This is a genomic window from Tatumella ptyseos (assembly GCF_030552895.1).
In the GTDB taxonomy this organism is placed as follows: domain Bacteria; phylum Pseudomonadota; class Gammaproteobacteria; order Enterobacterales; family Enterobacteriaceae; genus Rosenbergiella; species Rosenbergiella ptyseos_A.
This window is the reverse complement of sequence record NZ_CP130649.1, coordinates 1,061,786-1,082,297: the sequence shown is the minus strand read 5'-3', so window position 1 is coordinate 1,082,297 and position 20,512 is coordinate 1,061,786. Positions and strand designations below refer to the sequence as shown.

18 protein-coding genes are annotated in these 20,512 nt (G+C 46.1%); 3 read left to right on the top strand and 15 right to left on the bottom strand.

Translation table 11 applies throughout. The annotated features are described in order from the left end of the window. Nucleotides 1-13: 13 nt before the first annotated feature. From bglX to pbpG, 3 genes are all read right to left on the bottom strand, one after another. On the bottom strand, nt 14-2,311 hold the full coding sequence (gene bglX / locus QJR74_RS05260) for a beta-glucosidase BglX (RefSeq protein ID WP_304373517.1): 2,298 nt from the start codon (nt 2,309-2,311) through the stop codon (nt 14-16). Between the two features lie 141 nt (nt 2,312-2,452). Beyond that, complete coding sequence (locus tag QJR74_RS05255) at nt 2,453-4,879, bottom strand: DUF3772 domain-containing protein (RefSeq protein WP_441007632.1); 2,427 nt, start codon at nt 4,877-4,879, stop codon at nt 2,453-2,455. Nucleotides 4,880-4,972: 93 nt separating this feature from the next. After that, on the bottom strand, nt 4,973-5,821 hold the full coding sequence (gene pbpG / locus QJR74_RS05250; protein ID WP_441007631.1) for a D-alanyl-D-alanine endopeptidase: 849 nt from the start codon (nt 5,819-5,821) through the stop codon (nt 4,973-4,975). Between the two features lie 289 nt (nt 5,822-6,110). On the opposite strand from pbpG, the gene QJR74_RS05245 reads away from it, so the two are divergent. Together QJR74_RS05245 and QJR74_RS05240 are read left to right on the top strand one after the other, a co-directional pair. After that, nucleotides 6,111-6,686 (top strand): DedA family protein, encoded by a 576-nt coding sequence (locus tag QJR74_RS05245; RefSeq protein ID WP_304373515.1) that lies wholly within the window; start codon nt 6,111-6,113, stop codon nt 6,684-6,686. A 149-nt stretch (nt 6,687-6,835) separates the two neighbouring features. Beyond that, nucleotides 6,836-7,894, top strand: coding sequence for a L,D-transpeptidase family protein (locus QJR74_RS05240; protein WP_304373514.1), 1,059 nt, complete (start codon nt 6,836-6,838; stop codon nt 7,892-7,894). A gap of 40 nt (nt 7,895-7,934) precedes the next feature. On the opposite strand, the gene QJR74_RS05235 is transcribed toward QJR74_RS05240, so the two are convergent. The 11 genes from QJR74_RS05235 to moaA all read right to left on the bottom strand — a co-directional run bounded on the left by QJR74_RS05235 (nt 7,935) and on the right by moaA (nt 17,049). Further along, complete coding sequence (locus QJR74_RS05235) at nt 7,935-9,137, bottom strand: MFS transporter (RefSeq protein ID WP_304373513.1); 1,203 nt, start codon at nt 9,135-9,137, stop codon at nt 7,935-7,937. A 76-nt stretch (nt 9,138-9,213) separates the two neighbouring features. Further along, nucleotides 9,214-10,161, bottom strand: a complete 948-nt coding sequence (gene dusC, locus QJR74_RS05230; RefSeq protein WP_304373512.1) for a tRNA dihydrouridine(16) synthase DusC — start codon at nt 10,159-10,161, stop codon at nt 9,214-9,216. 4 nt (nt 10,162-10,165) lie between these two features. Further along, a complete protein-coding gene (rhlE, locus tag QJR74_RS05225; protein WP_304373511.1) occupies nt 10,166-11,497 on the bottom strand; it encodes an ATP-dependent RNA helicase RhlE in 1,332 nt (443 codons plus the stop codon). Nucleotides 11,498-11,680: 183 nt separating this feature from the next. After that, nucleotides 11,681-12,073, bottom strand: a complete 393-nt coding sequence (locus tag QJR74_RS05220) for a YbhQ family protein (protein WP_304373510.1) — start codon at nt 12,071-12,073, stop codon at nt 11,681-11,683. Between the two features lie 450 nt (nt 12,074-12,523). Continuing rightward, nucleotides 12,524-13,234 (bottom strand): Bax inhibitor-1/YccA family protein, encoded by a 711-nt coding sequence (locus QJR74_RS05215; protein ID WP_304373509.1) that lies wholly within the window; start codon nt 13,232-13,234, stop codon nt 12,524-12,526. Further along, nucleotides 13,234-14,313, bottom strand: a complete 1,080-nt coding sequence (locus QJR74_RS05210) for a DUF1615 domain-containing protein (protein ID WP_304373967.1) — start codon at nt 14,311-14,313, stop codon at nt 13,234-13,236. The genes QJR74_RS05215 and QJR74_RS05210 overlap by 1 nt, the downstream gene beginning before the upstream one ends. A 26-nt stretch (nt 14,314-14,339) precedes the next feature. Beyond that, a complete protein-coding gene (moaE, locus tag QJR74_RS05205) occupies nt 14,340-14,810 on the bottom strand; it encodes a molybdopterin synthase catalytic subunit MoaE (protein WP_304373508.1) in 471 nt (156 codons plus the stop codon). A 2-nt stretch (nt 14,811-14,812) separates the two neighbouring features. Continuing rightward, complete coding sequence (gene moaD, locus QJR74_RS05200) at nt 14,813-15,058, bottom strand: molybdopterin synthase sulfur carrier subunit (protein ID WP_304373507.1); 246 nt, start codon at nt 15,056-15,058, stop codon at nt 14,813-14,815. After that, nucleotides 15,051-15,536 (bottom strand): cyclic pyranopterin monophosphate synthase MoaC, encoded by a 486-nt coding sequence (moaC, locus tag QJR74_RS05195; RefSeq protein ID WP_304373506.1) that lies wholly within the window; start codon nt 15,534-15,536, stop codon nt 15,051-15,053. The genes moaD and moaC overlap by 8 nt, the downstream gene beginning before the upstream one ends. Then, on the bottom strand, nt 15,533-16,054 hold the full coding sequence (gene moaB, locus QJR74_RS05190) for a molybdenum cofactor biosynthesis protein B (RefSeq protein WP_304373505.1): 522 nt from the start codon (nt 16,052-16,054) through the stop codon (nt 15,533-15,535). The genes moaC and moaB overlap by 4 nt, the downstream gene beginning before the upstream one ends. A 14-nt stretch (nt 16,055-16,068) precedes the next feature. Next, complete coding sequence (moaA, locus tag QJR74_RS05185; RefSeq protein WP_304373504.1) at nt 16,069-17,049, bottom strand: GTP 3',8-cyclase MoaA; 981 nt, start codon at nt 17,047-17,049, stop codon at nt 16,069-16,071. 232 nt (nt 17,050-17,281) lie between these two features. On the opposite strand from moaA, the gene yvcK reads away from it, so the two are divergent. Further along, nucleotides 17,282-18,184 (top strand): uridine diphosphate-N-acetylglucosamine-binding protein YvcK, encoded by a 903-nt coding sequence (gene yvcK, locus QJR74_RS05180; RefSeq protein WP_304373503.1) that lies wholly within the window; start codon nt 17,282-17,284, stop codon nt 18,182-18,184. 48 nt (nt 18,185-18,232) lie between these two features. On the opposite strand, the gene uvrB is transcribed toward yvcK, so the two are convergent. Further along, nucleotides 18,233-20,263, bottom strand: a complete 2,031-nt coding sequence (gene uvrB, locus QJR74_RS05175; RefSeq protein ID WP_304373502.1) for an excinuclease ABC subunit UvrB — start codon at nt 20,261-20,263, stop codon at nt 18,233-18,235. Nucleotides 20,264-20,512 lie beyond the last annotated feature (249 nt).

Here is a 20,512-nt window from a genome sequence, read left to right as displayed (position 1 = left end):
ATATTGATATTCTCTAGGGATAGGTAAATGACTTGGTTTCGGTATGTACTGAGTCGGTACCAATCATTACATCGAACTCCCCAGGTTCAACGACCCACTTCATCTGTTGATTCCAAAAGCCCAAATCATTCTTACTTAGTGCAAAGGTCACTGTTTTCGATTCACCTGGTTGCAACTGGATTTTTTGGAAGGCTTTCAACTCTTTGACGGGTCGACTAATACTGGCCACAGGATCGTGCAAATAGAGTTGCACTATTGTACTCCCTGCGCGTTTACCACTATTTGTCACCGTCACCGATGCTGCTTTCACACCCTGTTCTGAGCTGATTGAAGCAAGGGTAATCGGTGATACTGAAAACGTGGTATAGCTCAACCCAAAGCCGAATGGATAAAGCGGGCTATTATTAATATCAAAATAATGTGAGGTATATTTATTCGGATGCGTAAAGTCGTAAGGGCGTCCGGTTGGTAGATGATTATAATAGAGCGGTAACTGGCCAACTGAACGCGGGAAGGTCACCGGTAGCTTGCCTGATGGGTTCACATCACCAAATAAAACATCGCTAATCGCATGGCCGCCTTCTGTGCCGCTAAACCAGGTCTCTAAAATCCCCTCTGCTTGACCATCTTGCTGGGTAATATCTAATGCTCGGCCATTCATCAATACCAAGATAAGGGGTTTCCCGGTGGCCTTGACTGCGGTAATAAGATCACGCTGCGCCTTAGGTAAACGGATATCACTACGACTTGAGGCCTCATGCGCCATACCTTGAGACTCCCCTACCGCCATCACCACGACATCCGCCTTTTTCGCCGTCGCAACGGCTTCATCTCGAAGCTGCTTAGCACTTCGAGAATCAACGACAACCGCTGGCTCATAAAGATTAAGAAAAGCCTGAACCTTTGCATTATCTGTGATATTTGAGCCACGGGCATAAAGTAAGGTTGCTCTGTTCGCGACAGCCTCACGCATGCCCTGTAACAAAGTCACTGACTGTTTAGCCACCCCTGCTGCTGACCAACTTCCCATGATGTCTCGTTGGCTATCAGCCAGCGGACCAATCAAAGCAATAGTCCCCTGCTTTTTAAGGGGCAGGACGTTATGCCAGTTTTTTAACAGTACTAGGCTTTTCGCAGCGACGTCTCTTGCTTGTGCTCGATGCAGACGTTCTTCCGCATTGGTGTCTTGAGGATCGCTTCCCACTGGGCCTAAATGACGGTAGGCATCGCGGAATAATCCCATATCGTATTTCACATTCAGGACATGACGCGTAGCATTATCGACTTCTGCCACGGTTACCGCGCCACTTTTCACCAATCCTGGTAAATATTGGCTGTAATACTGATCGCTCATACTCATATCAATGCCGGCCTTGATCGCTATACGTACTGCATCGGCAGGATCGCTCGCAACGCCGTGATTGATTAGTTCTTTAATCGCACCATGGTCACTGACGGTAATCCCTTTAAAATGCCATTGATGACGTAAAAGATCAGTAAGTAACCAGTGGTTTGCCGTCGCCGGTACACCATTAATAGCGTTAAGCGAAACCATTACCCCACCACTCCCCGCTTGCAGTGCTGTTTGGTAAGGGGGTAAGTAGTGTTGGAACATCTGTTGAGGGCTCATATCGACACTATTATATTCTCTGCCCCCCTCTACCGCACCGTATAACGCAAAATGCTTAACGCTGGTCATTACTGAATTACGATCAGCAGGACTGTTTCCCTGCATCGCCTCGACCATGGTTTTTCCCATTATCGAGGTTAAATAAGTATCTTCGCCAAATCCCTCAGAGCTTCTCCCCCAACGTGGTTCATGGCTCACATCCACCATCGGTGCCCAAGTCATATTCAAACCATCTTGCGCCGCTTCTAACGCCGAGATACGGCCAACCGTTGCGACGGCTTTGGTATCCCAACTCGCGGCCAAACCGAGAGGAATTGGGAAGATAGTGCGCTGACCATGTACCACGTCATAAGCAAAAAACAGGGGGATTTTTAGGCGGCTAAGCTGCATCACTTGGTCTTGCATAACCCTAATATCGGGGCGTGTAACCGTATTGAAGATGGCGCCTACTTGCCCCTTTTCAATCATCTCTTTAATCGTTGATTTAGGCGTCTCAGGACCAACACTGATCAATCTTAACTGACCAATTTTCTCATCTAAGGTCATTTTCTTTAATAGCGCAGAGACAAAATGGTCGCGTTGAGTCTCATTAATAACCTGAGGTTCAATGGGCTCAGCAAAGAGGGTGGCACAGAAAAAAGTTAGCGGTAAGACAATGGCCTTCGGAAACATCGATTTCATTAACAACTCTCTTTGAGATACCCCCCGCGACAACCCGCTAAAGGGAGAGGATGATTGAGTAATGATAATGTCAGAATCTTGTAAAAAAGAGAAAATAAATTAATAGGAGGCACGACGTTAAACGCCGTGCCCGAGCCTAACTTACGATGCGTCGACAGGAAGAGACGGTTCTGATGCTTTTTGCTCAATAACCATAGTTTGTGGCGAGGAGAGAGCGACGTTCGCCGACCGTAATCTGACCAACACTTCAAACAATAATTCACTACGAGTCGATGAAATCAATCGCTGCGAATTCACGTTTCCTGTCACACTTAATAAAATACCTTGTGCAGAGAGGTCTTTAAAACTTACTGAAGGGGCAGGATTGTCTAAAATTTTCTCATTATCGTTAAAGGCACCTAATAAAATATCTTTTACCTGAACAGGATCGATATCTAATGGGAAAGTTAACGGAATCGTGACGACCCCTTGAGCGTTACCCATGGTAGCATTACGAACATTTTGCGAAATAAATTGTGAGTTTGGCACTATTACCGTGGACTTATCTGTTAATAATATTTCAGTGGCACGCACATTTATCCGGCGAATATCCCCTTCAATACCACTAATTGTCACTAAATCCCCGACCTTAACAGGACGTTCAGTGAGTAAGATTAGCCCAGAGATAAAGTTTTTAACGATCTCTTGTAAGCCAAAACCAATACCGACAGATAATGCACTAACAATCCATGCTAACTTATTCCACTGAACGCCAATTGCGGACAGGCTCATGAGTAATACCAGGACATAGCCAATATTACTGAACAAGGTGACAAGCGACACCCGCATTCCCGCATCCATCGAAGTCTGGGGAAGGAAGTCGTTATCCAACCAGTTACGCACTGAACGCAGAACGTAGATGCCTGCCACTAAAGTTATTAGAGCCATCACGATATGCGAGGGAATTAAATTCAGTTTCTCTAAACCACGCCCCGCAAAGAAATCAATAATACGACTCAGGATTTCACCCGGACTGGAGGAGGAAATCGTACCGTTCATTAACAATAGAATCAGCATAATAATTAATGCCGATTTTAATAACCCTGAAAAGAGGCTACCTAGTTGCAGTAACGTCTTCTCGTTCAGATTTAAGGAACGTGTTACCAATTTACCTGGCGCGCTATTGGTTGAAAATAAGACTTGGCAACCATCAATGACTAAGGCATTAAGAAAATAAAAAGTACTTAAGAGGATCCCCACCCAAATGACTTCGTAACTTAAATAACGTGCGAGTCCAACATACCCAATCACTAGACAGATTAGGATAGTGATGCCCGTTAAGATCAGAGCAATATCGACTAAGCCAGCAATACGTGACCGTTCAACCTCATGGCCATTAAGTGCTAATTTGCGACGAATACGGCGGGTTCGGATTACCATCAGTAAGCAGAGTAAGCCGATTAAGATAGCGGTAAGCCCGTTACCAAAGATAGTGGTATTGACGCTCGTTTCAATGGCGCGGTTAAAAGCTTCGAGCCCTTGGAAAATAAAGACTAATGTTGCGATAACAATAGGGAAAGGTTTAAGTGCTTTGGCTAATTCATCATTGATTACCGGTAAACGCCAGCTAGGTCGACGGGTGGAGAGAAACGCTCTTCCCAGGCCCGCAATCAGTCCTGCTAATAGACTTTGGATACCTAAACTCGATACCAGATCCTGAACATCATCCGCCGCATCAGGATGACGAGCGAAAGCTAAGGCCAAGAAATTACAACATAGTGTGATGGCGAGCAGAGTGGTTATCGCAATCGCGCAGGCCAGAAAACTACGTCGTAATCGCCCCTCAGAGAGCTTATTAATACTAATCCATGCCAGAAACTCTTCCATATAACGGCGACCAATAACCATTACGAGGATCGCAGCAAGAAACCACAATGCCGACCCTAAACGGTAACCCGGAGAAAAAGATAGTTGTACGCTCTGCTTAAGATCTTGGGCAAATCCAACAATTTTTGGCCCGTCGACAGGGTTATTGTATAGCGGCTGCCAAAACTTTGCGGCGAGTATACTACCAGTATTAAGCGTAACTTGATTTTTTAACCGATCACGACGGTAATTTAAAATCTGTGACGACAGTACTGTTGCGCCATTTTGTAACGAATTGGCTTGCTTAATTTGGTCATCTAAGCGAGCTTTTTGCGCCATCAACTGCCGGCGCTGAGTCGTAACATCGGCAGTCTCTTTTACGCCACTGCCGGCTTGTGGGGCAGGGCCTAATACTGCGAGTTGCGCATCGATCTGCTGGCTCTGTGGGACTAAATTTTGTGAAAGCGTACTCGCATTTTCACCTAGCTCAACAGCCATATCATTCAATTGGGCAAGTTGCGACTCATCAGAGGCACTTGAGACTTGTCCCTTAATTTTGTCGAGGATAACTTGCATCTTCGGCAGTTCAACCGCAGCATTTACTTTAGGTGCCGTGGTCTCACTGCTTGAATCAGCGCTATCCTCAGCAAATACCGAACTCATCGGTACCGCCAAGGTAAAGAGCATACAGAGCGTCAAGATGACTTTTTGTGAACGACTCATACACATTCCTAAATTCCTTCCCTATCGCTGTCATTAAGTATAGGGAGTTGTCAAAAATCTGCCTATCAGACGGTAGCTTAAAACGGCGTACGGCTATTTGGCCGCGGCTCTGTAGGCTAATGCAGCAGCCGGTACCGGTGCCGCTTTACCCGTTTCTAACCAACTACGAATTCGATTGGCATCAGCAAAATGGGTATATTTACCAAATGCATCGAGTACCACCAATGCTACGGGTCGGCCATTTATTAGGGTACGCATCGCTAAACAATGTCCTGCCTCATCGGTATAACCTGTCTTGGTAAGGGCTATTTGCCAATTCTTGTTATAAATCAAGTGGTTTGTATTACGAAAGGGTAGGTTGTAACGCGGGTTTTGGAAAGAAGCAGTGGTTTCTTGAGTCGTACTCAATTGTCCGATGAGAGGATAGGCACGAGTTGCTTTAAGTAATTTAACTAAATCCTCGGCATCAGAAACGTTATGGATAGACAGTCCGGTCGGCTCAACATAGTGGGTATGATACATCCCCAGAGCACGAGCCTTAGCATTCATCGCTTGAATGAAAGCGTTATAGCCGCCTTTGTAGTTCGCTGCTAAGCTTGCTGCCGCACGGTTTTCAGAGGACATCAATGCAAGTAACATCATGTCTCTACGACTAATATGGCTATTAACTTTAACTCGCGAAAATACGCCACGCATCTCCGCGGTTTGATGAATATCCACGGGTAACATCTCATTCAATGGCTGTTTAGCATCCAAGGCCACCATTACCGTCATCAGTTTGGTGATCGAGGCGATAGGCCTAACTCGGTCTGGGTGGAGTGAAAAAATCACTTTATTGGTCGTAAGGTCAACGACCAAGGCGCTACCCGAGGCTATCGGCGGTTGAACTAATCGATTCTCTTGGCTTGCACTATACTTAGCCGGAGTCACTTTCGCTGACACGGAAAAACAACAACATAACAGGAGAGCTAGGATACAATGGTGGCGTTTTACTGGCATTTTTCGTCTAATATTGTCAAAGTCAATCTTCTGTACAGGATACAGGCTGCCTTCCACCCAAAAGGGCAAAAAGCTGGCGACAGCATCATACGCGTGTAGAGTTAGAAAAAGCTAAGTCTGTTTACGGATTTGGCCTGGTATTTGTAAAAAAATCTGTCAACTCAATGTTATTTTCCAGAAAGATTACACTCTTGATGATAAAACGAACATTTACTTACTTCAGGGCCCTATTTTGTCTATCGATATTCATTCTCTCATCTCACATTATGGTTATCTCGCGCTAATCATTGGCTGTATGGCTGAAGGTGAAACCTTTGTTCTGCTAGGGGGTATTGCCGCACACGAAGGGTTACTGCACCTCTATTGGGTGATTGCTGCCGCCATGCTAGGCGGAATAATTGGTGACCAGATTCTGTTCTTTCTAGGTTGGCGCTATGGTACCAAATTCTTGACCCGCTTCGAGAAGCAGCAAAGTAAAATTGATAAGGCAAATACCCTCATTCACCGACATCCTGCCCTATTCGTGATTGGGGCAAGATTTATGTACGGCTTTCGTATCATTGGGCCAATCATTATTGGATCAAGTGGGTTACATCCTTGGCTATTCGTCTTGCTCAATGTGATCGGTGCTGCGCTCTGGGCGGGGATATTTGCGAGCCTCGGCTTTTATGCGGGGAAAATTATCACTCCGTGGCTTAACCGTATTGAAGGCTATCTTGAACCGCTATTCTGGGTAGTTGTCGCAGTATTGGTGCTTTGGGGAGCGTGGAAGTTGATTCAGTGGTTTAGAAATCGCAATACTGATTAGAGAAACCAGAAATATCAGAATCTTTCACTGAAATTAAAAAGCAGATGTTCATTCATCTCGTCTACACCTATACTAGGCATAAGGCTGACGTGAATTCAGCCTATTACCTTGTTCACACTACCGTTAATCAGGTTTAAGCCATACATTCTATGAAAAAGAGCATCCGCGCGTTGATTTCTGCTGCCATGACCATTGCAGCCTTTTCTCAGACTGCACACGCGGTGGTATATCCACTTCCGGCAGCCAACAGTAGTATTACTGGTGAGAACCTTGAAGTTTCTATCCCTACTGACAGCAGACTACCGTTGGAAGCTTTTGCTGCACAATATGAGATGGGACTAAGCAATATTTTAGAAGCCAACCCGGGTATCGATGTTTATCTACCTAAAGCCGGCTCTAAACTGATCATCCCTCAACAACTGATTTTACCTGATGCGCCACGTGAAGGGATTGTGATTAACAGTGCTGAAATGCGTCTGTATTACTATCCAAAAGGGGGGCATACCGTTGTTGTGCTGCCTATTGGTATCGGTCAGCTAGGTAAAGATACGCCGCTAAACTGGGTGACCAAGGTAGAGAGCAAACGCCCTAACCCAACGTGGACGCCAACGGCAAAAATGCATAGCGAATATGCTGATGACGGTAAAAATTTACCGACCATCTTCCCTGCAGGACCCGATAATCCTATGGGACTTTATGCACTCTATATCGGTAAAATGTATGCCATCCATGGAACCAATGCGGATTTCGGAATCGGTCTACGGGTAAGTCACGGCTGTGTTCGTCTTCGCGGAGATGATATCAAGTGGTTATTTGAGCATGTACCGGTCGGAACGCGTGTTCAATTTGTTAACCAACCCGTTAAGGCTTCCGTTGAAGCGGATGGATCACGTTATCTTGAAGTGCATAACCCCCTCTCGACGACTGAAGAGCAATTCAGTAGTAATGCTGTCGTACCAATTTCTCTGACTGAATCAGTAAGTAAAGTGCTTTCCGATTCAAGCGTCAATCAAGATGTGGTCAATCAAGCGCTAAAAAACCGTTCAGGTATGCCGGTGAAAGTAAATGGCGTAGCAGAAGCTCATGCCAATACCCCGCAACCGGTCGCTGAGCAAAGCGATGCACAACCTACTGAAGCACCAGATTCAACTTTCTCCGCTCAAGGGGCGAGTGATGCAGTAACTCAGCCACCTCCGGTTGAAGAGTAATCTTTTCATTGGCCATAACTCCCGTTATGGCCGATTTGCCCTACTGTGTACGCTCTATTTGCCTACGGCCTTTATAAAGTAATGTTGCCACAAGTACTGCCCCTAAACAGACCATAATCGCTGCAGCCAAATAGATTGATCGAATCCCACTCTGATTCATTAGTAAACCCGCCACAGGTCCGGTTAATCCTAGCGCTAAATCTAAGAATGCGGAATAAGTTCCCAGCGCTGATCCTTTGCTTTGCTCGCTTACTCGACGGACGGCTTCGACGCCCAAGGCGGGAAAGACTAATGAAAAACCTGCACCAGTCAGCAATGCTCCAACGTCAGCCCAAAGAACGCTTTCTGCATGCCACAGCATAAATAGACCGATAGCTTCAGTCACGAGACAACCTAAAGAAACGGTGAGTCCCCCTAAACGGGTAATCATATGACTAAATAAGAAGCGCGATAAAACAAAACCTAAGCTATATAGGCTAAGTGTCATCGCAGCGCCCTGCCAACCTCGGCTGGAAAAATAGAGAGTGATAAAGGTCGCAATCACCCCGAAACCCAGTGTGCCTAAGGCTAGACCTAACCCATAAGGACTAACCAGACCCAATACTTGACGAAAGGGTAAGCGTGGTGCGGTGAGAGAAATGGTGATACTGGCTTTGCTACGCGCCACAAAAAAACCGACTATTCCCATTAAAGTAATTAATCCCGCGAAGCCACTAATACCAAACCACTGGTTCAGCATAACGCCGAACGGTGCCCCGACAGCCATCGCGAAATAAGTGGCTACGCCGTTCCACGAAATTACCCGTGCAGTATGAACAGAGCCAACGAGATTCATTCCCCATAAAGTAGCACCAGTACTACTGAAACTTTCCCCAATTCCCAAACAGATACGACTTACAGCAAGCAGTAGTAAACTTATTATCGGATGACTTACGAATAATGCAGCTATTAGTGTCATCGCCCCACTCAGCCCACAGAGTACCATCCCTAACATCACCACTTTTTTGGGGCCAAAATGATCAGCTAGTCTGCCACTTTGCGGACGACTGATTAACGTTGAGAAATATTGAAGACTGATAATCAGCCCGGCAATGAAAGGTGAATAACCAAGTTGGTGATGAACAAAACCGGGTAAGACTGCAAGAGGGAGGCCGACTGAAAGGTAACAGAAAAAGGTAAAGATCATTACCGACAAAATACGTTTATTTAATTGACCACGTGTTGGTTCACTGTGCTGAGGCATACACATACCAAGATAAAAAGAGGAATATCCTCAGCATAGCATATCAGTTAGAGGAGATGGCTTCGCAAGGTTGGTATTAGGTTAATTTTATTAACTCTTTGTTAATCGCTTTGGCAATCAGGGCAGAGTGAGTCATCGGACGGATTTGACTGAATAGCTCATCCGCTTGAAAGTAAGATTTTCGCAAATAGCCTAACCATTGTTTGATCCGCGCAACGTGGTACATTCCAGTATCACCCTGTTTTTCAAGATGACAATAATCCTCCAATAGCGCCACCACTTCTGGCCACGGCATTGCCGGATGATTATATTTGATCATCTTGCTCAGGTTAGGAATATGGAGTGCGCCCCTACCGACCATCAAATCATTACAGCCCGTCGTAGCCAAACAAGCTTGAGCCGATTGCCAATCCCAAATTTCGCCATTCGCGATCACAGGAATCGTCAGCCGCTCCCTAATAGCAGCTATCGCCGGCCAGTTAATCGCCTCTGCACGGTAGCCATCCTGTTTCGTGCGTCCATGAATAACGATTTCCGTGGCCCCAGCCTGCTCTACCGCATCGGCAATCTCATTACTGTGATCGATGGAGTCCCACCCTAAGCGAACTTTAACGGTCACAGGAAGTGCCGCAGGCACGGCTTGACGCATCGCTTTCGCTGCATGATAAATAAGTTCAGGATCTTTCAATAACGAGGCTCCACCGCCACTTCCATTAACTGTTTTAGAAGGGCAACCACAATTTAGATCAACGCCCCAAGATCCTAACTCTACTGCGCGATGAGCATTTTCAGCTAACCACTGTGGGTGCTGACCTAGTAACTGAATCCTAACCAAAGTCCCGGTTGGCGTACGGCTCTGATGTGCTAATTCTGGACATAAACGATAAAACGATTTTTTGGGTAGTAACTGGTCAACGACACGTAAAAACTCTGTAACACAGAGATCGTAGTCGTTGACCTTAGTCAGGAGCTCCCTGACTAAGGCATCCAGCACACCTTCCATTGGTGCTAACAATACACGCATAGAACTAACGATTACCCTGCGGTTTCTTCGCGGCAGGCTTTGTTGACGCAGAAGCTCCATTGCGTGCACGAGGGCGTGGGCTGTTTTGTCCTTGAGGACGGCCCTGTCCGCGCGAGCCATTATGATCAGAGCGTCCGCCGCGACCGGCACCACGTCCGCCTTGACGTCCGTTTTGAATCGGCTCAGCTTTAATAGATGGATCCGGCTCGTAGCCTGCAATAGCTAGACGAGGGATCTCTTTTTTCAATAGCTTTTCGATATCGCGCAATAATTTGTGTTCATCTACACAGACCAGTGACAATGCAGAACCACTGGCCGCTGCACGGCCAGTACGACCAATACGGTGCACATAATCTTCCGCCACATTAGGAAGCTCGTAGTTCACGACGTGAGGCAATTCTTCAATATCGATGCCACGTGCCGCAATATCGGTCGCGACTAACACCCGCACTTCACCGGTTTTAAAATGCTCAAGCGCACGCGTGCGCGCACCTTGGCTTTTGTTACCGTGAATCGCAGCTGCCGTAATCCCATCTTTATTGAGCTGCTCTGCAAGGTGGTTAGCACCGTGCTTGGTACGGGTGAAGACTAATACCTGCTGCCAATTTTCCTTACCGATTAAATAAGAAAGCAATTCACGCTTACGCTTCTTATCAACGAAATGCACCTGTTGAGATACTTGTTCGGAAGCGGTATTACGGCGAGCCACCTCGACTAATTTTGGTCGATCTAGTAACTTTTCCGCCAGTGCTTTGATCTCGTCAGAGAAGGTCGCCGAGAACAGTAAGTTCTGACGACGAGCCGGTAATTTAGCTAGGATACGACGGATATCATGGATAAAGCCCATGTCTAACATGCGGTCGGCTTCATCCAGCACTAAAATTTCGATATTCGATAATTGCACCGCATTTTGCTGCACGAGATCGAGTAATCGCCCTGGTGTGGCGACCAGTACGTCAACACCACCACGTAATTTCATCATTTGTGGATTAATACTGACGCCACCGAATACGACCAGAGACCGTAATTTGAGATAACGGCTGTAACTTTGAACGTTCTCACCGACTTGCGCGGCCAGTTCACGAGTCGGAGTTAAAATTAACGCTCGTACAGGTCTGCGGCCATTAATAGGCTTTTCGTTTGCGGCAAGACGGTGCAACAGTGGCAAGGTAAACCCAGCCGTTTTACCCGTACCAGTTTGTGCACTGGCTAATAAGTCATCCCCCGCTAAAACGATAGGGATCGCTTGTTGTTGGATTGGCGTAGGGGTGGTATAGCCCTGTTCGTTAACAGCACGCAAAATCTCGGCTTGTAAACCGAGTGAATCGAAAGTCATGGGGTATTGCTCCAGAGACGCCCTGACCGTCTATTCACGGTGCAGTTTTCAGGGGGGACAATGTCACTAAATTGAGAGAGTTCAACGCAAACTACAATGCGATAAGTGCCGGAAGTGTATCAGACTTTATGCAGGACTGCGAGGATGTTAAAAAGGCCAGCCGAATGACTGGCCTTGAAGGTATTAGCTGCGTTTTTTCTCAACTTGCTGGCCAGAACCTTTGGCGAACAATGAGAAAAGTGCGGGGCCGATGAGCATCGCCACACCTAATCCACAAATCAGTAGCGGATTGTGCAATACACGAGAGAATAAGAAGAGTGACAACATCGCCGCACCAAAATAGTAAGTGGTGGAGGCTTCTTCTAAATAATCTCCCACTGCGCGTAAGCGCGAGACATTTTGCGTAATCAACATAGCGACCAGCAAAACGACATAACTTGCGACCAATCCGGCACTGACTTCAATTAACAACTTGTGTTTAAAACCCCAAACTAATGAAGCCACGATGGTTAAATGCATCGCGATATGAAAACACGTTTGCCCAGTGACAATCTGAACACGGTTAGACCATTTCATAGTTATCTCCTAGTAATACTCGCGGTAGAGTAAAACACCCAAACGCCAGTAATTGTCTTCCGAGAGTAATCGAAATAAATCGGCTGACCACAACGCAATACTGCAATTGTGATAAGATCGATGTTTCTTCAGATAATTCCTTAAGAAGACGGCCTCAGTCTGCCACAAACGAGGAGAAATATCATATTTTGTTTTAAAGCCAGAGATTAATCAGTATGAAATACTACAAAAAAGCTGAATAGATAGATTAATTAGAACAATATAATAAAACACTTTACGTCGATTAAAAAACACCCAGAAAGCTATTATTTTTTATAAAAATCCACTACAAACAATAATTTAAAATAAACCTTAGCTTTTCAGGTATTCGAACTTAAGAAATATCTGCTGTTTTTTTACACAAAAAAAAGAGGGGAAAATCCCCTCTATTCACGATCTTCTGCTGTTTAACTAACGTCTGTCACCAAAAATCCTTAGTAACATCATGAAAAGGTTGATGAAATCTAAGTATAGGGTGAGTGCACCAATGATACTGTAACGACGGAAATTCGCCTTATCAGACGAATCAATATTCTCACCCAATTGACGTAATTTTTGGGTATCGTAAGCCGTTAAGCCGACGAAAACTACCACACCAATATAGGTAATCGCCCACATCAAAGCGGTACTTTTAAGCCAATAATTGACCAATGAAGCGATTAATATACCAATCAATGCCATAAACAGTAAGCTGCCCAACTTGCTGAGGTCTCGTTTCGTTACCGCACCATAGACGGTCATCGCACCAAACATCGCCGCTGTCACCACAAAGGTGCTGGCAATAGAGGAATAAGTGAAGGCGAGAAAGATACTGGCCATCGTTAAACCAGTTAATACTGAATACAGCATAAAGAGGCCTGTGGCCAGAGCCGCACTCATCTTATGCACCATGCCTGACAGTACGAAGACTACCGCAAGCTGAGCAATGATTAACCCAAAGAAGGTAATACGACTGGAGAAGATCGCTTCCATTACTGCAGGTGTTCTTGCAGCAAACCAACTGACAAACGCCGTTAATAGCAGGCCAGTAGTCATCCAACCATAAACTTGGGTCATGTACGCTTGCACGCGACTGCCCGACGAGGTGTGTCCTAACGACGAAGGACGTTGATAATTTTCCATTACTCCTCCCTAGCTTGAAGTAAACAGTGTTGATAACGTTGGTTTACGCGTTGTGCAAACCACGCGGTAGTCAAATTACGAGAAATTTTAGGGCTTTCTAACGCGATACCCGGTAATCGCTCGTGTGGCCAAGCCTGTCCCCGTTTTTTATCGGCTGCAGAAAAGACCCTTTTCCACAGCTGGCTTTGTTCAAATTCCAGTGATTCTCCTTGTGATAACTGTTGGTGAATCGCTGAATCGCTCAGTTGCAGTGTAGAGCGGATAGACCTAATCGCCAACTCAGTACGGCTCGGTGCATCACTCTGATATTGAATTAAATCACCATCTAATGCCAATTTTTGTCCGCTCAAATAGGAGACTGCGGCTTGAAAAGCAGCATTACGACTGGCATACCACCCTGCATTATAGTCGGCAAAACGGTATAAAGGCACTGAATAATGGGTGGGATAGCCGAGCAGATGTAGTGTACCAAAGTAGATACCACCGCGCTGGGTGAGTACTTCTTTACGAATAGTTTTCTCGACGTTATAGGGATAATTCTCTGCATGCTGTTCTGCAAAGGCGATACTTACCTGCATCGGTCCCCCTGTGTGAATCGGGTTGAAGCGACCAAATAACCGCTGGCCTAGCGGGACGGAATCGATTAAGTCGTCAAAAATATCGCTTAGTTCACGTTCACTGCGTACTGTATCTAACCGCTCTGTGTAGCTTTTGCCATTCGTCGAGGGAATTTTCAATGCAGTGCGTACTACGAATTCAGGAATGTGCAGTGAGCCAGCTCGACGATAAATCTCCTGCCAAGCAATCTGCGGTAGTCCTTTCACCGGCGCATTGGCATTAAAATTAGTCTCTTGGCCCGCCACAGCAATGACTGCACACAGGTTCGAGACATCGGCATCGAGCTGTTGATGTAAAAATGCTTGGTAGATATCTTCAGACCACTGCGTTTTATTCGTGACATAGCTCGGTAGCAGCTGTTTAACTTGAGTCGTTACGCTAACTTTTGGTCGTACCGGGGCTTTAGGTTTTTCTGATGCACAGCTTGCGAGCAGTAACGCTAAAACACTCGACGTAGTCATCTTAACAATAGTCGATCGAGTCACACTTATAATTCCTTATTTGTCCATTTTTCTGCAGCGGAACTGTCTTGCACTGAGGGAGATAACCACCTCTCCCCCGTTTCTGTCTTTTCACGTTTCCAAAAAGGGGCTTGGCTTTTCAGTAAGTCCATAATAAATTCTGTTGCGAGAAAGGCTGCATGCCGGTGAACTGCGCTCACCATCACCAATACAATTTCTTCTCCTAAAGCGAAGGTCCCGACGCGGTGAATGATAGTGATGTTATTCACTGCAAAGCGCTCTCTAGCTTGATCCGCCAGACTTTTCAACACCCGCTCAGTCATCCCCGGATAATGCTCTAAGGTCAGTTGATTCACTGCGTGGCCTTGGTTCAGATCACGCACTTTGCCCACAAAAGAGACGATAGCGCCATCTTGATGTTGGCTAGCGGCAAGTCGATACTCATCATCAATAGAAAATGGAGCGGTAGCGATCTCAATACGGGTTAACGCATGCATCGTTACCCTCCCGTCACCGGTGGAAAAAATGCCACCTCATCACCTGGCCCTAGAGGATGTGAAAAATCGCAAATCTCTTGGTTTACTGCAACCAGCAATCGTCCATCGGCCAGTGCTAACTGCCAGCGTTTACCGCGTTCAATTAGGGCGGCGCGAAGTTGTTCAACATTATCGAAATCAGCCGCTAGCGTAAGCTTTTCACACTCAACCAGTTCACGCGTCTGCGCAAAAAAAAGGACGTTAATCATCCCAACTTCTCTGATAGTCACCGGATTTCCCCCCCTGCTTTTCCACCAGCCGGATACATTCAATTACCATGTCTTTCTGCACAGCTTTGCACATATCATATAAGGTCAATGCAGTGACCGATGCCGCTGTCAGCGCTTCCATCTCTACGCCAGTTTGGCCACTCAGCTTGCAAAAAGTTTGGATATGGATACGACAAGGATCCCACTGAGGGGTTAACAGTACTTCAACTTTAGTTAGCATTAAGGGATGGCATAATGGGATGAGATCCCACGTCTTTTTCGCCGCCTGAATTCCCGCGATCCGTGCAACGGCAAAGACATCGCCTTTAGGATGTTTGCCTTCAGTAATCAATTGCAGCGTAAGTTTATCTAATGAGAGATAGGCTTCAGCACGGGCGTGACGGGATGTGAGCGCTTTATCGCTAACATCCACCATATTCGCCTCGCCCGCATGATTGAGGTGAGATAATTGCTTCATTTCGCGATTTTCTTAAGTTGTGAGACGAAATTACAAGGTTTGGTGTTGATATCGAGTTGCGCCTCAATGATCTGATCCCATGCCAATTCACAGGCTGAAGTGGACCCAGGAAACGCAAAAATCACCGTATGGTTAGCTAAGCCAGCCACCGCACGAGATTGCAAGGTTGCCTGCTGGATCTGTTCAAAGGAGAACATTCTAAAGAGCTCGCCAAAGCCAGTAATTTCCTTATCGAATAACGGGATTATCGCCTCGGGCGTGGCGTTTTGTTCATGAAACCCCGTCCCTCCATTAATGAGTACTACTTGAATATGTTGACTGGCAATCGCTTGTGAGACTATGGCTCGAATAGCATAGCGGTTGTCAGGGCAAATGGTTCGCTCAACAACGTGATGACCAGCACCTTCCACTGCCTGTTGCAAGTAGTCGCCAGAGGTATCATTTTTATCATTACGATGGTTCGAGATCGTCAACACAGCAACGTTCAGAGAAGATGTTTTTGCTTGTGGATTTTCCATTTCAGCTCCTCGCCTTAACCACCTATATAAGAGAGATTACGTGCCATGCCTGTCATCCCTTGATGGAGAAAATGTGTCTGTTTCTTTTGTAGTAAGCTCGACTGAATTCGTGCTGCTAGCAACGATTGTTGACTGTCAGCCTGTAATAGATCGCGCAGTTCAATCCCTTGATCACCAAATAAACACAAATGTAGTTTACCAACAGCCGAGACCCGGAGTCGATTACAGCTATCACAAAAATCTTTATCATAAGGCATGATTAAGCCAATCTGGCCTTGATAATCCGGATGACTAAAGATTTGGGCTGGTCCTGCTTCTGGCGATCGGGCAACGATTTGCCAACCTTGTTCCACTAATTGGTGACGCAGATGTTTACCGGATAGATGATGCTTAGAGAAGTGATCACTCCCCTCTCCCGTTTCCATTAATTCGATAAAGCGGAGCTGAAGAGGACGGTACTTAATCCACGCGAGGAATTCGGGAAGCTGTTGGGTTAAGTGTTTCATCAATACAACATTTATTTTAACTACCGGGAATCCCGCTTCCAGACTGGCATCGATTCCAGCCATGACCTCAGTGAATTTATTCTGACCAGTAATTTGATAAAACTGACGCGCATCTAGGCTATCGAGACTGACGTTAACCGCAGTTAACCCTGCCGCTCGCCAGTTTGCTGCCTCTTTCGCTAAGCGGTAACCATTAGTTGTCATGGCAATCTGTTGTATTGCAGGTTGCTGATGAATGGCTGCAATGATATCGCTGAAATCGCGGCGCATTGAGGGTTCACCGCCTGTTAAGCGTATTTTCGTCGTCCCTAATTGACCGAAGGCTTGGGCCACCCGAGTGATTTCGTCGATAGATAAGAAAGCTTCTCTCCCTTTTTGGGGACGATAACCATCAGGTAAACAATAGGTGCAACGAAAATTACAGATATCTGTGACCGATAGCCGTAAGTAGTAAAATTTGCGTTGAAAGGTATCGGTCAAGGCGGACAAATAGGTACCTCGTCAAAAGTGATACAAGAAAATAGGCCTCCACCAAACAGTCACACTACAAAATAAATTGGAGAAGTTATCACTTCATCCTAGCTCGAATAGGAATAGGTGTCATGTTTAGCCCAGAAATTCTCTCAAAATTTTAATTTCTCATAGGCAATATATTGAGAACATAAGATAATACCCAACTGTAATAACCGAAGAACTCACACCTTTAAGGATGATGCCCCTAATGAACCGAACCCTAGCAGATCTGGACCGAGTCGTCGCCATCGGCGGTGGTCATGGCTTAGGACGCGTAATGTCCTCGCTCTCATCTCTCGGTTCGCGCCTTACCGGTATTGTTACCACTACTGATAATGGAGGCTCGACGGGTCGTATTCGTCGTTCAGAGGGAGGCATTGCGTGGGGTGATACGCGTAACTGCTTGAATCAGCTCATTACGCAGCCCAGTGTGGCCTCTGCTATGTTCGAATACCGTTTCTCGGGACAAGGTGAATTAGCAGGACATAATCTAGGAAATTTAATGCTGCGGGCCCTCGATAATTTGAGTGTACGCCCGCTGGAGGCCATCAATCTTATTCGAAACGTATTAAAGGTCGATGCTTTCCTCATCCCGATGTCAGAACAACCGGTCGACCTGGTTGCAACCGATGCTCGCGGTACCTTGATTCATGGGGAAACCGAGATCGATGCCATGAAGGAGTGGCCGAGTAGTTTAGACCTATCTGTCCCGGTTAAAGCAACAAGAGAAGCCATAGAAGCTATTAGGGATGCAGACTTGATTATTATGGGGCCTGGTAGTTTCTATACCAGTATCATGCCGGTCATTTTGGTTAAAGAACTCAGCCAAGCGCTGCGTCGGACTCAAGCCAAAATGTTATTCGTCGATAATTTAGGCACTGAGCTCAGTCCCGCAGGACATCTATTGGTTGCTGAAAAGCTGACGTTAATTGAGAGCGCTATTGGCCGTCGGGTCATTGATGGGGTTATTTTAGGTCCCACAGCAGATACTAGCGGTATTACACAGCGATTACGTCTCCAGCGCCCGCTGGATGCCAGCGACGTAGGATACCGCCATGACCGGCAACTTCTTCGCCAAGCTTTAGAAGATGCCTTCCAAGCTTTACATTGAGATCACTGCAGCACGCTACACTAAGCATGACATGCTGCAGGCAATTTATTACATAGCAATAAGTAATAGATCGCGAAGTTGATGTAATTCATCACGTAAACGAGCAGCCTCTTCGAACTCGAGGTTTTGTGCATGTTTCTGCATCGTCCGCTCATATTCCGAAATTTTCTTCTGTAACTCTGGCGCGGTCATTAATGAATATTCTGCAGCAGTTTCCGCTGCTTTCAACTCAATATCGCCCTTCGATGGGCTGGCTTTTTTACCCGAAACAGACGCACCGCCAATCTCAAGAATATCCGTGATTTTCTTATTCAACTTGGTTGGCGTAATACCATGCTCTTTATTCCAAGCTTCTTGCTTCTCACGACGACGCTCAGTCTCTTCTATCGCACGAGCCATAGATGGCGTGATTTTATCCGCATAGAGGATAGCTTTGCCGCTCACGTTGCGAGCCGCCCGTCCTATAGTCTGAATCAACGACCTGTCAGATCGGAGAAATCCTTCTTTATCCGCATCTAAAATCGCCACTAATGAAACTTCTGGCATATCGAGGCCTTCTCGGAGTAAGTTGATGCCGACTAATACATCAAATTTACCCAAGCGTAGGTCACGAATGATTTCCATACGCTCGACTGTATCAATATCTGAGTGCAGATAGCGGACTTTCTCACCATGTTCTTCGAGATATTCGGTCAGGTCCTCTGCCATACGTTTAGTCAGTACGGTAACTAGCACCCTTTCGTTAATTTCAACACGTTGACGAATTTCCGAGAGGAGATCATCGACCTGTGTTGCAACCGGCCTAATTTCCAATATCGGGTCCAACAGCCCTGTTGGACGAACCACTTGATCAATTACTTCATCACCTGATTTTTCTAACTCGTATTTACCAGGCGTTGCTGAGACGTAAATGGTTTGCGGCGCCAACGCTTCGAATTCTTCAAACTTCATCGGGCGGTTGTCTAACGCAGAGGGTAATCGGAAGCCATATTCAACAAGGTTTTCTTTACGGGCACGGTCGCCTTTATACATTCCGCCAATTTGCGGGATGGTCACGTGCGATTCGTCTACCACTAATAACCCATCAGCAGGAAGATAATCGAATAAGGTTGGCGGAGCTTGACCCGGTCCCCGCCCAGAGAGATAGCGAGAATAGTTTTCAATACCCGAGCAGTAACCCAATTCATTCATCATTTCCAGATCAAATTGCGTACGTTGAGTGATCCGCTGCTCTTCAAGTAACTTGTTATTTTCTAATAGCACTTTCTTACGATCGGCTAACTCAACTTTGATCTCTTCCATCGCTTGCAGTATTCGCTCACGCGGGGTGACATAGTGTGTTTTAGGATAGATAGTGAAGCGTGCCACTGATTGCTCTATTTGCCCAGTTAGGGGGTCGAAAAGAGAGAGCTTTTCAACTTCTTCATCAAATAATTCGACGCGCAGCGCCAAATCGTCTGACTCTGCAGGGAAGATATCAATGACATCGCCGCGCACACGGAAGGTGGCACGCTGAAAAGCTTGATCATTGCGAGTGTATTGCAACTCTGACAGTCGGCGCAAAATGCTACGTTGATCAATAATCATGCCACGAGTGAGATGCAGCATCATTTTTAGATAAGCGTCGGGATCACCCAGTCCATAAATGGCAGAAACCGAGGCGACGACGATGACATCTTTGCGTTCAAGCAGGGCTTTGGTCGCTGAGAGACGCATCTGCTCAATATGTTCATTGACTGAAGCATCTTTCTCGATGAAGGTGTCTGAGCTGGGTACATAAGCCTCAGGCTGGTAGTAATCATAGTAAGACACGAAATACTCTACCGCATTTTCAGGGAAAAAAGCTTTCATTTCACCGTACAGCTGCGCCGCCAAAGTTTTATTCGGCGCCATTATCATTGTTGGACGGTTTGAATCGGCAATAACATTAGCGATGGTAAAGGTTTTCCCGGACCCCGTCACGCCAAGTAAGGTTTGATGGGCTAAACCATCGTCCAGCCCTTCTTCTAATTTTTTTATCGCTTCAGGCTGATCACCAGAAGGCTTAAATTCCGAGTGTAAGGTAAAAACTTTACTCATAATCATTGGTTCCGGTTAGTCAGTATCAGGATGAGGGGTAATTTTACTACTTAGCTCTCAGAAGTACAGATTTTACTGGATAGATATCCAGCTAATTGGCACTATTATCGCTATGATTATCTGAAGCTGAATAAAAATCAGCCAGTCAATCTTCTTTTAGGGTTATCCACCGACAGCTTTAGCTAATTTATTTTTGTCAAGCATTTGTCATTAAGTTCGCGGCGTGGCTCGTTAGCTACCCGCTACGCT

What these genes read in the sequence shown, in the direction of transcription:
- dusC (WP_304373512.1), bottom strand. Translation starts at nt 10,161, where the DNA reads ATGCGTGTATTGTTAGCACCAATGGAAGGTGTGCTGGATGCCTTAGTC.
- QJR74_RS05220 (WP_304373510.1), bottom strand. Translation starts at nt 12,073, where the DNA reads ATGAAATGGTCTAACCGTGTTCAGATTGTCACTGGGCAAACGTGTTTT.
- moaD (WP_304373507.1), bottom strand. Translation starts at nt 15,058, where the DNA reads ATGATTAACGTCCTTTTTTTTGCGCAGACGCGTGAACTGGTTGAGTGT.
- QJR74_RS05235 (WP_304373513.1), bottom strand. Translation starts at nt 9,137, where the DNA reads ATGCCTCAGCACAGTGAACCAACACGTGGTCAATTAAATAAACGTATT.
- QJR74_RS05215 (WP_304373509.1), bottom strand. Translation starts at nt 13,234, where the DNA reads ATGGAAAATTATCAACGTCCTTCGTCGTTAGGACACACCTCGTCGGGC.
- moaB (WP_304373505.1), bottom strand. Translation starts at nt 16,054, where the DNA reads ATGGAAAATCCACAAGCAAAAACATCTTCTCTGAACGTTGCTGTGTTG.
- bglX (WP_304373517.1), bottom strand. Translation starts at nt 2,311, where the DNA reads ATGAAATCGATGTTTCCGAAGGCCATTGTCTTACCGCTAACTTTTTTC.
- yvcK (WP_304373503.1), top strand. Translation starts at nt 17,282, where the DNA reads ATGAACCGAACCCTAGCAGATCTGGACCGAGTCGTCGCCATCGGCGGT.
- moaE (WP_304373508.1), bottom strand. Translation starts at nt 14,810, where the DNA reads ATGCATGCGTTAACCCGTATTGAGATCGCTACCGCTCCATTTTCTATT.
- rhlE (WP_304373511.1), bottom strand. Translation starts at nt 11,497, where the DNA reads ATGACTTTCGATTCACTCGGTTTACAAGCCGAGATTTTGCGTGCTGTT.
- uvrB (WP_304373502.1), bottom strand. Translation starts at nt 20,263, where the DNA reads ATGAGTAAAGTTTTTACCTTACACTCGGAATTTAAGCCTTCTGGTGAT.
- QJR74_RS05255 (WP_441007632.1), bottom strand. Translation starts at nt 4,879, where the DNA reads ATGAGTCGTTCACAAAAAGTCATCTTGACGCTCTGTATGCTCTTTACC.
- QJR74_RS05210 (WP_304373967.1), bottom strand. Translation starts at nt 14,313, where the DNA reads ATGACTACGTCGAGTGTTTTAGCGTTACTGCTCGCAAGCTGTGCATCA.
- QJR74_RS05240 (WP_304373514.1), top strand. Translation starts at nt 6,836, where the DNA reads ATGAAAAAGAGCATCCGCGCGTTGATTTCTGCTGCCATGACCATTGCA.
- moaC (WP_304373506.1), bottom strand. Translation starts at nt 15,536, where the DNA reads ATGAAGCAATTATCTCACCTCAATCATGCGGGCGAGGCGAATATGGTG.